Annotated in this window: 15 protein-coding genes; 8 read left to right on the top strand and 7 right to left on the bottom strand. The window is 65.3% G+C overall.

Annotation, left to right across the window (positions count from 1 at the left end):
* Positions 1-17 precede the first annotated feature (17 nt).
* The 4 genes from Q319_RS0114250 to Q319_RS0114265 all read left to right on the top strand — a co-directional run bounded on the left by Q319_RS0114250 (position 18) and on the right by Q319_RS0114265 (position 3,923).
* On the top strand, positions 18-1,028 hold the full coding sequence (locus tag Q319_RS0114250; RefSeq protein WP_029483153.1) for a DUF4034 domain-containing protein: 1,011 nt from the start codon (positions 18-20) through the stop codon (positions 1,026-1,028).
* Positions 1,029-1,055: 27 nt separating this feature from the next.
* Entirely contained in the window at positions 1,056-2,066 is a 1,011-nt protein-coding gene (locus Q319_RS0114255) for a threonine aldolase family protein (protein WP_029483154.1), read from the top strand.
* Between the two features lie 102 nt (positions 2,067-2,168).
* The gene (locus Q319_RS0114260; RefSeq protein ID WP_029483155.1) at positions 2,169-3,143 is read left to right on the top strand and encodes a CPBP family intramembrane glutamic endopeptidase; all 975 of its coding nucleotides are present in this window, start codon (positions 2,169-2,171) and stop codon (positions 3,141-3,143) included.
* Positions 3,144-3,188: 45 nt separating this feature from the next.
* Positions 3,189-3,923: a hypothetical protein gene (locus tag Q319_RS0114265; protein WP_245619249.1), complete on the top strand. Its 735-nt coding sequence runs from the start codon at positions 3,189-3,191 to the stop codon at positions 3,921-3,923.
* A 22-nt stretch (positions 3,924-3,945) separates the two neighbouring features.
* On the opposite strand, the gene Q319_RS0114270 is transcribed toward Q319_RS0114265, so the two are convergent.
* The gene (locus tag Q319_RS0114270; protein WP_029483157.1) at positions 3,946-5,379 is read right to left on the bottom strand and encodes a phytoene desaturase family protein; all 1,434 of its coding nucleotides are present in this window, start codon (positions 5,377-5,379) and stop codon (positions 3,946-3,948) included.
* Between the two features lie 279 nt (positions 5,380-5,658).
* On the opposite strand from Q319_RS0114270, the gene Q319_RS0114275 reads away from it, so the two are divergent.
* Positions 5,659-6,597 carry a ribose-phosphate diphosphokinase gene (locus tag Q319_RS0114275; RefSeq protein WP_051655402.1) on the top strand — a complete coding sequence of 313 codons (939 nt, stop codon included), beginning with the start codon at positions 5,659-5,661 and terminating at the stop codon, positions 6,595-6,597.
* 54 nt (positions 6,598-6,651) lie between these two features.
* Here Q319_RS0114275 and Q319_RS0114280 read toward each other — a convergent pair whose 3' ends face one another.
* A complete protein-coding gene (locus tag Q319_RS0114280; RefSeq protein WP_051655403.1) occupies positions 6,652-7,869 on the bottom strand; it encodes a PAS domain-containing sensor histidine kinase in 1,218 nt (405 codons plus the stop codon).
* A 126-nt stretch (positions 7,870-7,995) separates the two neighbouring features.
* On the opposite strand from Q319_RS0114280, the gene Q319_RS0114285 reads away from it, so the two are divergent.
* Entirely contained in the window at positions 7,996-8,451 is a 456-nt protein-coding gene (locus Q319_RS0114285; RefSeq protein WP_034415199.1) for a response regulator, read from the top strand.
* Positions 8,452-8,565: 114 nt separating this feature from the next.
* On the opposite strand, the gene Q319_RS0114290 is transcribed toward Q319_RS0114285, so the two are convergent.
* Both Q319_RS0114290 and Q319_RS0114295 read right to left on the bottom strand, forming a co-directional pair.
* Positions 8,566-9,078, bottom strand: a complete 513-nt coding sequence (locus tag Q319_RS0114290; protein ID WP_034415202.1) for a PaaI family thioesterase — start codon at positions 9,076-9,078, stop codon at positions 8,566-8,568.
* A 47-nt stretch (positions 9,079-9,125) separates the two neighbouring features.
* A complete protein-coding gene (locus Q319_RS0114295) occupies positions 9,126-9,689 on the bottom strand; it encodes a DUF402 domain-containing protein (RefSeq protein WP_029483162.1) in 564 nt (187 codons plus the stop codon).
* A gap of 35 nt (positions 9,690-9,724) precedes the next feature.
* On the opposite strand from Q319_RS0114295, the gene Q319_RS0114300 reads away from it, so the two are divergent.
* Positions 9,725-10,120: a hypothetical protein gene (locus tag Q319_RS0114300; RefSeq protein WP_156039349.1), complete on the top strand. Its 396-nt coding sequence runs from the start codon at positions 9,725-9,727 to the stop codon at positions 10,118-10,120.
* 68 nt (positions 10,121-10,188) lie between these two features.
* Here the strand turns inward: Q319_RS0114300 and Q319_RS0114305 are convergent, their stop codons facing one another.
* The 3 genes from Q319_RS0114305 to Q319_RS0114315 all read right to left on the bottom strand — a co-directional run bounded on the left by Q319_RS0114305 (position 10,189) and on the right by Q319_RS0114315 (position 14,065).
* Complete coding sequence (locus Q319_RS0114305) at positions 10,189-10,773, bottom strand: YcjF family protein (protein WP_029483164.1); 585 nt, start codon at positions 10,771-10,773, stop codon at positions 10,189-10,191.
* 296 nt (positions 10,774-11,069) lie between these two features.
* Positions 11,070-12,536 carry a cysteine--tRNA ligase gene (gene cysS, locus Q319_RS0114310; RefSeq protein WP_029483165.1) on the bottom strand — a complete coding sequence of 489 codons (1,467 nt, stop codon included), beginning with the start codon at positions 12,534-12,536 and terminating at the stop codon, positions 11,070-11,072.
* Between the two features lie 323 nt (positions 12,537-12,859).
* A complete protein-coding gene (locus Q319_RS0114315) occupies positions 12,860-14,065 on the bottom strand; it encodes a 23S rRNA (cytosine(2499)-C(5))-methyltransferase (RefSeq protein WP_029483166.1) in 1,206 nt (401 codons plus the stop codon).
* Positions 14,066-14,151: 86 nt separating this feature from the next.
* On the opposite strand from Q319_RS0114315, the gene Q319_RS27920 reads away from it, so the two are divergent.
* On the top strand, positions 14,152-14,433 hold a 282-nt coding region (locus tag Q319_RS27920; RefSeq protein ID WP_162178617.1), incomplete at its 3' end, for a transposase family protein.

Consider the following 14,433-nt stretch of genomic DNA (forward strand, 5'->3'; position numbering starts at 1 on the left):
GTTAGCCTGCTGATCTGATGACCGTCCTCGCGCCGTCCTCCACTTCTTCTGCTCCCACTCACCTTTCTCGTGACGCCCTGCGCGACCTGCTTCTGAACAAGAAATTCTCCGCGCTGGAAGAGTATTACGGCGGTTTGCACCGGGCTTTTTCAGAGCAGCAGTTCTCTGAGAAAGAGTTGCATCGGGCCTATGCCGTGGCCGAGTCCTACCGCCCGGAGTTCACCAAGCCATTTCGGGCCTGGGTCAACGCCTATCCTCAGTCCTATCCGGCGCGGGTGTCGCTGGCATCGCACCTGTTTGCCCACGGCCTGAAGCTGCGAACCATGCGGCTGGCAAAAGACATTCCCGAAGAAAACAGGCAGGAACTGGCCGAGATGATGGCAGAAGCATGGTCTTACTTCGTGGAAGCCGTGGAGCTGGACACGCAGGCGACGCTGGCCTACTGCGGCCTGATCCATTTGCAGATGCAGCAGGGCGAACAGGGCTGGGACGAATATCTGGCCGGGGTCAAGGCGGCTCCCCAGTCCATGCACTTACGTCAGACCATGTTGAACAATCTGCGTACCGAATGGGGCGGCAGCCATGAGGCGCAGGAGGCGTTCGTCAAACGCCCGGAGCATGAGTCACTGCCGGAGAAAGAACGCTCCCGCCTGGAAGCGAGGCGTCTGCGTCAGCTCGGGCATTATCTGAGCCACTTTGCCGGTGATCAGGCAGGGGCAAAAAAAGCCTTCCGGCAATCGCTGGCCCTGAGCCGCGAGGCCCATGCGCTGACGGGACTGGCAAACTGGGCGGGACCATTCGCCAAACGCCGCCTTCTGAATGAAGCGCTGGCACTGGAGCCAGAAGACGATCACATCCGTACGCTCCACGCCATTGGCCGCCTTGAGACTTTTGCCTTTGCCGGACCACAGCTTAAAATCCTGCGCGACTGCGCCGAGTGGGGCGAGCCGTTCGCCACCGATATTCTGGGTGCGCCCATGTGGGTGATCCGCCTGCGCCCTATCCTGTTGCGCTTCATTCACCGCTGAGCATCCCGCGTTGCTACCATCCTCCCCATGTCCCAACCAATTGCCGATCTCCGCTCCGACACCGTCACCACGCCCACCCCCGAAATGCGCGCCGCGATGGCGTCGGCGGCGGTGGGCGACGACGTGTACGGCGAGGACCCCACCGTCAACGAGTTGCAGGCCGAAGTTGCCCGCCTGACCGGACACGAGGCGGGCCTGTTCATGCCGTCCGGCAGCATGACCAATCAGGTGGCGATTGCCCTGCACACCCGCCGGGGCGAGGAAGTCGTCTGCGCCGAGGGCAGCCACATCTACGAGTGGGAACTGGGCATGATGGCGGCCTTTTCCGGCGTGGTCCCACGCTTTGTGCCCGCGCCGCTGGGCGTGCCGGACCCCGAGCAGGTGCGTCTGGCGGTGCGCCACAGCATCCACCAGTCGCCCACCGGACTGATCAGCCTGGAAAACACCCACAACAAGGCGGGCGGCACGGTCATTCCGCTGGAAGTAATTGAGCAAATTCGCGCGGTGGCCGATGCCGAGGGGCTGCCCCTACATCTGGACGGCGCACGGGTCTTCAATGCGTCGGCGGCGCTGGACGTGCCGCTGTCCGAGATCACCCGGCACTTTCACACCGTCAGCGTATGCCTCAGCAAAGGGCTGGGCGCACCCGTGGGCAGCGTGCTGGTGGGCAGTGCCGCCGCCATGCAACAGGCGCACCGCTACCGCAAGATGCTGGGCGGCGGCATGCGTCAGGCTGGGGTTCTGGCAGCGGCGGCGCTGGTGGCCCTGCGGGGCGGCCCGGCCCTGCTGAAGGAAGACCACCGCCGCACCCGTGAACTGGCCGGGGCACTGGCAAATGCGGGTTTTGACGTGAACCTCGCTGCTGTGCAGACCAACATCATTTACGCCACGCTACCGAATGCCGCCGGACATGTGGCGAAATGGGCAGAGCAGGGTGTGCTGACCAGTGCGTTGGGACCAGACTCGGTGCGCTTCGTGTTACACCACCAGATCGGGGATAAGGCGCTGGCGGGGGCGATTGGGGTTTTGACTGCGTAAAGCGAACTCCAGAATTTGCCAGTGACCCAGGCCCCAACGCTCAAGAAACCTCCCCCTTTCAGCGGAGGCGTGTCCCGTGGCCAGCGCAGTACCCTCTGAACCATGACCGTGCCGGATTCTCCCACCACGCCCCAGCCCTGGCCCGACGAGACGCAGTTTCCCAAACCGCCCGGTGGCATCCGGGCCGTGGACGGCAACCGCGCCGCGCTGGGCCTGCTGATTGTCCAGAACGTGGTCTCGGCGCTGCTGATTGCCCAGCGTGTGCCGCTGGGAACGGCGCTGCTCGGCTCGTTCGCGGTGGTGGTGGCTGCCGCCTTCATCTTCTTCCGGCCCACCGTGCGGGCGCTGGCCGCAGACACGCGCTGGCGCACGCCGCCGTCGTGGGGGCTGGCGCTGGCGGCCTTCGCCCTGGCATTCCTGGCCTCGCGGGCCTTCGTGCTGGCGTACATCACTTTCTTTCCAGGGGCAGCAGATTCCGTTCCGCAGTTTCTGAGCAGCGGGCCAGACCTGTGGGCGCTGCTGCTGGCGGCGGGCCTGCTGATCCCCTTTGCCGAGGAAGTCGCCTTCCGGGGTCTGATGATGCGCGGCCACGAGCGGGCGGCGGGCTTCACGGTGGCCGCACTCACCTCTACCTTCGCTTTCTCGGTGGCGCACGGCGTTCCGGCCAGCATCGCGGGCATTCTGCCGCTGGCCTACGTGCTGGCGCGGCTGGTGCAGCACAGCGGCAGCCTGTGGAACGGCGTCGTGGTCCACGCGCTGAACAACACGCTGGCGGTGGGCCTGGGCGCGTTTCTGGCCGGCAAAGACCTGGGTGACCCCGCACAGGCGGGCGAACTGCTGAGCAATCCAGCCCTGAAAATTCCGCTGGGGATTGGGGCGCTGCTGTTTGGCAGCGTGGTGATGGTGGTCCTGCACCTGTGGCTGACGCCCAGACCTGACGCGCAGGAGCGCAGCGCCCCCGGCCCGTGGCTGAGTCTGGCTTACGTGGTGATCGTGCTGTTCGGCGCGGTAGCGGTGGCCCTGACCTTCCCGCAGGTGGGGCTGTGGTTCTCTGATCTCAGGGGCGCGCTGTTCTGATCCCGTCCTCTGTCCCCCGCTCCAGCCGCTAGCATGGTGGGGTTTATGGCCCCTCCCCGCAAATCCAAGCCCGGCAAATCCAATGCCAGCAAGGCCAGCGCACCCGCGCCTCTGCCAGACCCGCCCACCCCGGCCACGCTGCTGGTCAGCCCGCGCAGTTTCGTGCTCCAGTTGCAGGAGGTTGATCTGGTGTGGTGGCGCTACGTCTGGGTGCCGGCAGTGGCTGGGCTACTGGGCGGACTGGCCTATACCCTGCTGGTGCGCCACGCGGCGGCGTTCGCGGCGGCCAACAGCGAAACGGCGGCACCGGGGCTGGCTACCTCCGCCGTCAATGTCCTGGGAAACACCTTTCTGAGCGTGTTCATCTTCGTGCTGATGTGGGGCTTTGGCCGGGTGGGGGCCGGGTTCAAGGGCCGCGCCGCCGAGGTCTACGGGGCCAGCTTCGCGCTGATGCCGCCGCTGTACCTGCTGGTGATCGTGGTCACGCTGCTCACGCCCGCCGCCACCTTCCTGCCAGATGCGGCGGGCGTAGGCGCGCTGGGCAGTGATCCGCGCGTGCTGGAGCGGGCCGCCCTGGCCCAGACCTTCCAGACCTCTGCCGGGTTTGCGCTGGTGGTGGTCACGCTGCTGGGCACGGCGGCGCAGTTTGGCTTCGTTTACGCCGCCATGCGCCAGTTGACCGACAGGCCCATTCAGGCGGTCATGGGAACGCTGCTGCCACTGCTGCCCGCCCTGATCATTCAGTTGATCGGGGTCTCGCCGCTGCTGTTCGCGCGCTAGGAACCGTCGGGTCTGGCCTGCCTCAATCCTCCGAGTCCTGAATGCCGAACTCGTCTTTCAGCGCGGCCAGTGCGGCGTGGTAGCCCGCCATGCCGTGAATGCCGCCGCCGGGGGGCGTGCTGCTGGAACACAGGTAAAAGCCCCTGACCGGGGTGCGGTAGGGCGTGGAGGTCAGCACCGGGCGGGCCAGCAACCCCCACAGATCACCCTTGCCGCCATTCACGTCGCCGCCACCGAAAACCGGGCTGTATGCCTGCAACATGGGCGCGGTGGTGCGGTGGCGGGCCAGCACCAGATCGCGGAAGCCGGGCGCATAACGCTCGATCTGGCTTTCCATACGGTCCTGAATATCCTCGTCACTGCCGTTGGGAACGTGCGAGTAGGCCCAGAAGGTGTGCTGCCCGGCGGGGGCGCGACTGGGATCAAACAGGGTGTGCTGCGCGGCCAGCACGTAGGGACGCGGCAAGATGTGGGTGGGGGCGGCGGCCTCCGAGCGGGCCACCTCGTCCAGCGAGCCGCCCAGATGCACGGTGGCGGCGCGGGCCACACGCGGGTCTGCCCAGGGCACTGGGCCACTCAGCGCGTAATCCAGCTTCTGGATGCCGGGGCCGTAGCGGTAATGCTCCAGTGCGGCGCGGTAGGAGGCGGGGGCGCGGTCACCCAGTAGATTCAGCAACACGCCAGGGCTGCTGTCCACCAGTGTCACGCGGGCGGGGGGCAGATCGGCAGCGGAATTGACCTGGACGCCCGTGAGGACTTCTCCACCCAGGAATTCCAGATACGCCCGCATGGCGTCGGGAATGGCCTGCGCCCCGCCGCGCGGAAAGGGCCAGCCCACCGCGTGCGCCAGCAGCGCCAGCACCAGCGTCATGGCCGAGGTGCCGGGGGCCGAGAAGGGCAGCACGGTGTGCGCGGCCAGACCTCCCCACAGCGCACGGGCCTCCGGGGTGCGGAACAGCAGTTTGCCCAGCGCCCCAGCAGGCGGCAGCCCGCGAATGCCGAACTGCGCCAGCGTGAAGAAATGCGACGGCACACGCGGCAGCGGGCGCAGGATGTCGTGCAGCAAGCCCTCCCAGTCGTTCAGCAGAGGACGCATTAAAGCGGTCCAGGCGGGGCCGTCTGCGCCCAGTGCATCGGCGGTGGCCTCCAGACTGCGCTCTAACGTGACCGAGCCGCCTCCCAGCGGGTGCGTCACGGGCGCGCCCGGCTGCACCCAGTCCAGGCCAAAAGCGTGCAGCGGCCACCTGCGAAACGCCGGACTGGCGGCGGCCAGCGGATGAATGGCGCTGCCGTAATCGTGGACAAAACCGGGCAGGGTCAGCGGCAGGCTCCGCATTCCGCCGCCCACCGTGTCGTGGGCTTCCAGCACCTGCACCCGCAGTCCGGCGCGGGCCAGCGTCAGGGCCGCCGAGAGGCCGTTGGGGCCAGCGCCGACGATCAGGGCGTCCAGGGTCATGGGCGCATGGTAGTGCCTGCGCTGTATCTGCGCTGTGCCGACGCTGTGCCTGCATTGGGGCAGGTTTGCCGTCCAAATCAGCCGGACGCCGTGTCCTCCCGTGGCTGTTTCTACTCTGGAGACATCACACGCCCCTGACATCCCACATGCCGGGCAGGTATGCTTCGGGCGATTCAGAGCCGATTCCTGTAGCCCAAACCTCAATCCCCGGAGGAAGTTCCCTTGCCTGTCCCGTCACGCCTGTCCACTGCCCTGCTGGAAAGTCGCCGCTCGCCCCTGATGGTCTTTTCCGGCCAGAGCAACCGCCCACTGGCGCTGGCCATCTGCGAACACCTGGGGGTGACGCTGGGCCACAGCATCACCGAGAAATTCACCAACGACAACCTGATCGTGCATTACGAGCAGTCGCTGCGCGAGGCGGACGTGTTCATCGTGCAGTCCTTCAGCAATCCGGTCAGCGACTCGATCATGGAACTGATGCTGATGATCGACGCTGCCAAGAGTGCCAGTGCGGGCCGTGTGACCGCCGTGATCCCGTATTACAGCTATGCCCGCAGCGATAAGAAGGACAGCCCCCGCATTTCCATCGCGGGCCGTCTGGTGGCCGATCTGATCCAGGCGGCAGGGGCGGACCGGGTGCTGACCATGACCCTGCACAGCCCGCAGGTCCACGGCTTTTTCAAGGTGCCTGTCGATCACCTGTCGGCGGACCTCGTGCTGTCCGAACACTTCCGGGGCTGCGTCGACAATGCCCACGAGGGCGTGGTCCTGGCCCCCGACGCGGGCAGCATCAAGCGGGCCAGCAGCATTGCGCGCCTGCTGGACTGCGGCTTGGCAATGATTGACAAGGAGCGCGTGTCCGATACCGAGGTGGTGCCGCGCGCCCTGATCGGTGAGGTGGACGGCAAGACCGTCTTTATCGTGGACGACGAGATCAGCACCGCCGGAAGTCTGGTGGAAACGGTCAACATCGCCCGCAGCATGGGGGCCAGGGACGTGTACGTGGCCGTCACCCACGGCGTCTACAGCGGCCCGGCCATCCAGCGCATCGCGGGCCTGGACGTGACCCAGGTGGCCAGTTGCAACACCGTGTACGTCTCGCCGGAAAAGATTGAGGCGGCGGGAGGCAAACTGGCCGTGCTGGACGTGGCCCCGCTGTTTGCCAGCGCGATTGCCAACATCCACACCGGGGCGAGTGTCAGCACGCTGTTCAGCTAGAAAAGAACCCCACGACCCAGCCCTCTCTTTCCCGGAGAGGGCTTTTTTGTGTCTTCAGCTATCAGTTGCCTGAGTCCCGGCGTCCTGAGTTCCCGTTTCCTGAACATTGGGCAGTGTGAAATGCACGGCGGTCCCACCGCCCGGCGCGGCCTCGATCCAGATGCGCCCGCCGTGCTTTTCCACGATGCGGCGGCACACGGCCAGCCCGATGCCGTTGCCCCCGGTGGGCGTGCGCCCGTGCAGGCGCTGGAACATTCCAAAAACCTTGTCGGCGTACTCCGGCGCGATGCCGATGCCGTTGTCGCGCAGGGTGAGGTGGATCAGATCGCCGTCCGGTTCCCCGCTCAACTCCACCCGCAACTGGCTCTCGGCGTGGAACTTCAGGGCGTTGCCCAGCAAGTTGCCCAGCAACTGGCGCATCTGGGGCGGGTTGGCCCACACGGGCGGGATTGCGGCCACCTGCAATTCGGCGTCCGGGGACCAGTTCAGTTCGGCCTGTACCTCGCGGCACAGTGCGCCCAGATCGGTGGCCTCACGCGGGGCTTCCTCGCTGACGGTGGACAGAGCCAGCACGTCGCGGACCAGCCTGCGGGCGCGGCCCACCTGCTCGGTGATGTGGCCCAGGTAGATGTCGGCGCGTTCGTCGAGCTGCTTGCCCCGGTAGCGCTGGCGCAGAATATCGGCGTAGGCCCCCAGCGTCCGCAGCGGCTCCTGCAAATCGTGGCTGGCCACGTACACGAACTGCGAGAGTTCCTCGTTGCGGTCCATCAGCTCGCCGTTCAGGCGTTGCAGGGCCGCCTCACTGGCCTCCAGCGCCTCGGTGCGCTCCTGGACCCGCCGTTCCAGCCCGGCGTTCAGCGCCGTGACCTCCAGCTCGGCCAGCTTGCGGCGGGTGATGTTCTCGTGGGCCACCAGTGCGTAGCGCGCACCGTCCTGCGTGAAACGGGTCACGCGGGCCACGTAATAACGCTGCTCGGTGGGCGTGTGGCAGGGGTATTCCAGTTCATACACCTGCTGCTCTCCGGCCATCACCGCGCGGATGCCCTGTGCGGTGGCGCGGGCGTCCTGACCGTCCTGGCCCTGCGCCCCGTCGCAGATGGACAGATAGTTGAGACCCACATCGTTGCCCATCCCGCCGTTCCTGCGTGCGAAGGCGCTCCAGGCGTGGTTGACGGCGACGATCACGCCGTCCGCATCAACGATGGCGATATGGGCAAGCAAAGCATCAAAAGCCGCCACGGCAAAACGTTCGGGCGGCGGCTCGGGCAACATGGCCTTCAGGGTAACACCCGCGCCGGGGTCACCATTCTTCCATCTGATCTTAATTTTTTCTTTCTGGGACGCAGGATTGTCAACTGGATAACGATTGGACCCTCATCCGATTATTAATCTGCTGAGGTGAGTTCTCCACCCTTTCATCTGCTGCTGGTCGAGGACGAGCTGGCCGACGCCCTGCTCTTCCAGCACATGCTTTCCGAGCAGGATCAGGAGATCACGGTCCACCACGTCCAGAACGGCCAGGAAGCCCTGGACCACCTGTGCGGCCCCGGCCACGGCGTCCGCCCGCACCTGATCGTGTTAGACCTGAACATGCCGATCATGAACGGCCACGAGTTTCTGGAGCGCGTCAAGGCCCTGCCCGACGTGCGATCTATCCCGGTGCTGGTCCTGTCCACCTCCGAGCATCCCAGCGACATCCACCGCGCCTACGAGGGGCAGGTCAGCGGGTACGTGGTCAAGCCGGGCAATTACCAGGAATACATGCATGTGCTGGAAACGATCCGGGCCTACTGGCGCGGGCTGGTGCGCCTGCCCAGCCTGGAAGAGGTGATGCAGGGCCGCATGGGCTTTTAGAACCTGCGGAACCGGGACAGACCAGCCTCTACGCCAGATCGGGAGGCTTTTTTGCTGTCTTGCACGGGTTTCAGAGCTGTCGACCTCTCCACATTCCGACTTTGCGGAACAGTCTTATTTGCTCCGCAATGTCGCCATCGAACGCAGATACCAGTGTGCCACCGCCCGCATCACTTCGTTACTGTCGCCGTCGCGGACGCTGACATCGATCACCAGACGCGCCTTGCCCTCTGTCTTGTAGGCTTCCAGGGCGGCGGGCAGTTCCGCAGCGCGGGCCTCGGCTCTGGCGGTCAGGCCGCCGCGTGCCCGGCCCACGTAATGGGTATCCAGCCGCTCGATCAGCGGCACCGCGCTGGCAAAATGGGCGGCGAAGGCCCCACCGAACGCTGCCCCGCTGACGGCCTCGGCCAGCAGGAACTGCGCCCCGGCGTGGATGGTCCCCAGGTGGTTCTGAAAGGGAGGGGTATCGGGGCACTCCCCGGTGGCCCAGCCCACGCCGACATCGGTGATGGTCACGCCCACGGTGGCATTCATGGGAATGTTGTGCAGGGCGGCCTTGACCGCCTGGACAGCTTGCGGGGGCAGGGGGGCTTGCAGCGTGGGCTGCGGGATTGTGGGCTGGGGCATAAAGGACCTCGGAGGGTTGGATTTTGAACCGGGTTCAAGTTCTGCGGTCAAGTATACGGGTCTTCCACATAGCGCCGCAGCACGCCCACAGGCGCGTATGTTCCGGCCCGCAGTTCCGCCTCGATCTGGCGGGCATGGTCCCAGGTGCGCGCGGCCAGTCCTGGCGTGACCAGCCTAGCCTCTACCGCCTCTTCCAGTTCGTCGGCGTCGATGATTTCGGTGGCGGCCACGGTCCAGCGCGCCGTTTCATCGGGATCGCCCACCACATCCAGGTACAGATCGTCGTGCCACGGCAGGCCGTCCTCGTCCACGCCCTCGCCACCGTGGATATCCACGTAGAACTGCACGGGCTGGCCTGCCGCGTTCATTTGGACGGTCAGGGCCGCGCCCATGACGCCCTCGCCCGCGCCCGTGGGATGACAGCGAATCCAGCGGTAGCCGTCGTCAAGGATCAGGTGGCGGAGGGTTGATCCCGGCCTGGACACTTCCAGCGGGCGAATCACGGTCTGGGCCGTGAAATCCACGATCACGTAGCCCGGCACGGCCAGCGCCGTCTGGGTGGACTGCGTGACCCGCGCCCAGGGCCGGAGGTCAAAGGTTTTGCGCTTCACGCCCCCAAGAGTAGCGGTTTCGTTAGGATGCGGGCGTGATCCGGTCTGTTCGTCGCCTGTGGCCCGCGTTGGTGTTGGTTGTGCTGTTGCTGGGGGCATTGTGGGCTGTTCCCGCCACCCGCGAGGCCGGGGCCGAACGCCAGCGCCAGACGCTTGAGGCCGCGCGTCAGGCCGAGGCGCAGCGTCTGATGACGTCCGATCCGGTGCGTTTCGAGGAATACGTGCGTCAGGTGGCCCTCGCCGCCGACGTGATCGGTGACGGCCAGCAGGACGCCAGCGGCCCCTGCCAGAGCGTCAGCGGCTTCGAGAGCGGCATCGGCGATCCACCGCCCGAAACCGCGAGCTGTGTCATCCGCGATCCGGGAGAGGGACCAGCCACCGTGAAACTGACCCTCAAGGACGGGCGGGTATTCAGTTGGCCCAGGGAGTGAGTGCCGCCTGTTCAGGACAGAAAAAGGCGGCGGAGGTCAGGCCCCCGCCGCGTTTTTAAACCCCATTTTCAGTTCATTCCGTTCGGGCCACCCTGGCTCTTGTTCTTCTCGTCGGCGCGGCGGCGCAGCTCGCTGGCCAGATCGGTGAAATCCTGGGCGTTGGGCAGCACCTTGCGGGACTGCTGCTTGGCCTCCTGAATCACCTTGACCTGTTCCTTGCGGCTGTCGGGCAGGCCCAGTTGCTTGCGCTCGAAGTAGCTCTGCGCCACCCGCCCCAGCGCAAAGGTCCAGCCGTACACGGCGGGCGCGGTGATGATGCCGCCGATCACCGGCAGCGCCAGTTTTGCCAGCCCCCGCATCAACTGACGCGCCGCCATGCCGTAAGCGATGGTCACGCCCAGCTCGCGCACAATCTCCAGCGCCCGCTCGGGCGAAATATCGAAGCCGTAAATCTTGCCGATGTGCAGCACCATCTTGGCCTGCACCGGGGTAATCACCAGAATATCGGCAAAGGGAATCGGCTCGAGGGCCACCGCGCCCGACAGCAGCGCCGCGCTCTTGATGACCTCATCGGCGTTCTCTTCGCGGCTCAGCCCCGGATCGATGTCGAAATTAAAGTTGTCGAGGACCTGCTTGACCAGCGGGGGCAACATAGGGCGAGTGTACTCCGGCAGGGAGGCCGCGCGTGAGCCGAAAGGTGGGCAGGCGTTCACCTTCGCCGGGGCCTGCACATCGCCAGGGCCTGTGTCGTCGGGGTCTGCGCCAGCCTGACTGTCGGCACGGCAAGGCAAAAAGTTAGGACACGCCGGGGGGGGTGACGTGTCCAAGGGAGGGAAGGACGAGGGGTGTGTTGCACCTCTCAGGATCAACTCTAGTTCCGCCCTCTCACATTTTCCTGACACGCGAATTCTAAAACTGGCGGAGAGACCTGCGAATTACGCCCTCCTGCTCAACGCCGCCAGCGCGGGCCATCCTTGGTGTCCTCGACGGTCACGCCCACCTGCGCCAGCGTGTCGCGCAGCTCGTCAGATTCGGCGTATTGCTTGTTCAGGCGATAATTCTGCCGCGCTTTCAGGACCAGTTGCATCAGCGTGCCGACCACTTCCGAGTTGTCCTCCTGCGCCGCGCCGCCCCCGGCGAACAGGCCCAGCACGTCGCCGCCCAGCGTATGGAAGGCGTCCCGCGCCCGCTCCAGCGTGGCCCGTCCGACTTTGCCCGCCGCCAGCGCAGAGTTCATGTCGCCGCTCAGGCCGAACAGCGCCGCCACCGCTTTAGGAGTGTTGAAATCGTCGCGCATGGCGGCTTCAAACGCCTGCACATGTGTCTCAATTTTGCGGTCCAGCGTGGCGTCTTCCCCATCCGGCGCGTCGCTCAGACGGCGCTCTATCTCATGCAGGCTCTCGCTCAGGCGGCGGTAACCATTTTTGGCGGATTCAAAGGCCGCGTCACTGAATTCGGTGATGGAGCGGTAATGGCTGGACACCAGCAGAAAGCGCACCACCATCGGGTCATGGCGGGAAAGCACGTCGGCAATGGTGGTGAAGTTGCCCTTGCTCTTGCTCATCTTCTCGCCGCCGATGGTCAGCATGTTGTTGTGCATCCAGTAGCGCGCAAACGCGTGGCCCGCCGCCTCGGCCTGCGCGATCTCGGCCTCGTGGTGGGGGAATTCTAGGTCCAGACCGCCGCCGTGGATGTCAAAGCCCTCGCCCAGGTACTTGAGGCTCATGGCGCTGCATTCGATGTGCCAGCCGGGAAAGCCGATGCCCCACGGCGAGGGCCAGCGCATCAGGTGACCGCCCTCGGCGTTCTTCCACAGCGCAAAGTCGCGGGCGTCGTGCTTGTCGCCGCGCACGGCCTCGCGCGTGCCTTCCTCCTGATCGTCCAGCTTGCGGCCCGACAGTTTGCCGTAGTCGGGCCAGCTCCGCACGTCAAAGTAGACGCTACCGCCCGATTCGTAGGCGTGGCCGCGTTCAATCAGTTCCTCGATCAGCGCGATCTGCTCAGTGATGTGCCCGGTGGCGCGCGGGTTGATGCTGGGGCGCAGGATGTTCAGGGCGGCCATATCGTCCATGAAAGACCAGAAATACTTGTCGGCCACCTCCATCGGCTCCAAGCGTTCCAGCGCGGCGCGTTTGGCGATCTTGTCCTCGCCGTCGTCGCTGTCGTCTTGCAGGTGGCCCACGTCGGTGATGTTCGCCACGTAGCGCACCGCGTAGCCGAAGTGCATGAAGGCGCGGCGGATCACGTCGAAGGCCACTTCCTTCCTGGCATGGCCCAGGTGCGCGTCGCTGTAGACGGTGGGACCGCACAGGTACATGCCCACATGTCCCGGCGTGGTGGGCGTAAACGGCACTTTCTGGCGCTGCATGGTGTCGTACAGGACGATGTTGGAATCGGGTTCAGAGTGGCTGGTCACGGATGGCTCCTTGAGGGTGGTTGGATTGGAAGGGCAATAAAAAGCCGCGCCTCAACAGCAAAGTCGGGGCGCGGACGGCAGACGGAACGCTGCTTTACCGCAATCGGAGGCAACACACGGTCTTCATGGGGGACATGGTAGCAGATGGGATGGGGAGGCGGAACGCTGTGTTTTTGGTCTGCCCCCACGGTTTAACCCCTCCGGCGCTCCGCGCCACCTCCCCTTAGAAGGGAGGCAAGGAGATTGCTGCGCTGGACGGTCTTTTGCGCTTCTTGGCTCCCTTTTGAGGGGAGCTGGCCGCGTAGCGGACTGAGGGGTTTCTTTTACCCCAACTCCAGATAAATCGCCTTCAGATACTCGGCTTCGGCAAACGTCGCGTGGTGGTCCGGGGCGTGGCGGCCCGTTCCCAGCTCCTTCCATGTTCTGCCGCTGGCCTGGGCCGCGCCGCGCACAGCGTCCCAGAATTCGTCGGCGCTGACGTGGGCCGAACACGAGGCGCTGAGGAGAATGCCGTCGGGGGCCAGCCGGGCGATGCCGTCGGCGGCCAGTTTGGCGTAGGCGCGAATGGCCCCGGCCCGCTCGGTTTCGCGGCGGGCCAGCGAGGGGGGGTCCAGAATGACCAGATCAAAAGTGCGGCGGGTTCTGGCAAGCCAGTCAAAGACATCGGCCTGAATGGTTTCATGCGGCGTGTTCAGTCCCGGATTCAGTGCGAAGTTGTGTTCAGCTCCGGCCAGGGCGTGGGCGCTGATATCCAGACTGACGACTTCGGTTGCGCCGCCCCGTGCTGCGTACAGCGAGAAGCCGCCCGAAAAGGAGAAGGCGTTCAGCACCCGCCTGCCCTTCGCCAGCCCCTCTATCTGCTGCCGGTTCTCCCGCTGATCCAGGAAGAATCCAGTTTTCTGACCACGCAGCACATCGGCTTCAAAGGCCAGACCAGATTCGTAGAAAACGACTGGATTTTCCGGCAAATCGCCGGACAGGATCTGACCGTCGGACAGCCCTTCCTCTGCCGCGATGCTCTGAATATTGCGACTGAGGCGCAGAACCATTGCAGAGTCAGGGAAGCGTTCCAAGAGCAGGCCCAGAATGCGGTCCAGATGCGGGAACCATGCCGCCGTGTAGATCTTGAGGACCAAGACCTGGGCGTAACGGTCCACCACCAGACCGCCGAAACCATCGGACTCGCCGTTGAGGACGCGGTAGCCGTCGGTGTCTGAGGCGTCGGCCAGCGCCGCACGCTTCTGCAAAGCCTGATCCAGATGGGCGGCCCACCACGCGTCGTCCAGCGTCACAGGTGGCCCGGCGTGCAGCACGCGCAGGCGCAGGGGCGAAAACGGGTCATACAGGCCAATCGCCAGAAAACGGTCCCGGCGGTCATAGATCACCGCCAGTTCCCCGGCCTCGCCGTCACGGTTCTGCTCCCGCACGCTGGATTCGTAGACCCAGGGGTGCCCGGCGCGCACGTAGCCTTCCGCCGCCAGGGTCACGCGCAGACGCAGGCGGGGAAGGGCAGGGGCGGGAGCAGACATTCGCGGAGGGTAGCAGATGGCGGGGCGGTGTTTCGGCCTGGGTGTCCATCCAGCAGGGCTACCGCAAAGTCAGGGTAGGGTGGTGGGTGTCATCCAAAATTATTCGTCAAGCAGACCTGATCACGCTGACCGCCACCTTTGCCACCCTTGATGATCCCCGTCAGGCACGGGGAATTCGACATTTGCTGTGCGACATTCTGGTGATCAGCGTTCTGGCGGTGATCTGTGGGGCAACGAACTACGCCTTGATTCACACCTTTGCCGTTCACCGACAAGTGTGGTTGCGCCGTTTTCTGAGGCTGCAAGGCGGTATTCCCAGCCAGGATACGTTTGAGCGTATTTTTGGGATCGTTGCTCCTGACACGTTC

The organism is Deinococcus marmoris DSM 12784 (genome assembly GCF_000701405.1).
In the GTDB taxonomy this organism is placed as follows: Bacteria; Deinococcota; Deinococci; order Deinococcales; family Deinococcaceae; genus Deinococcus; species Deinococcus marmoris.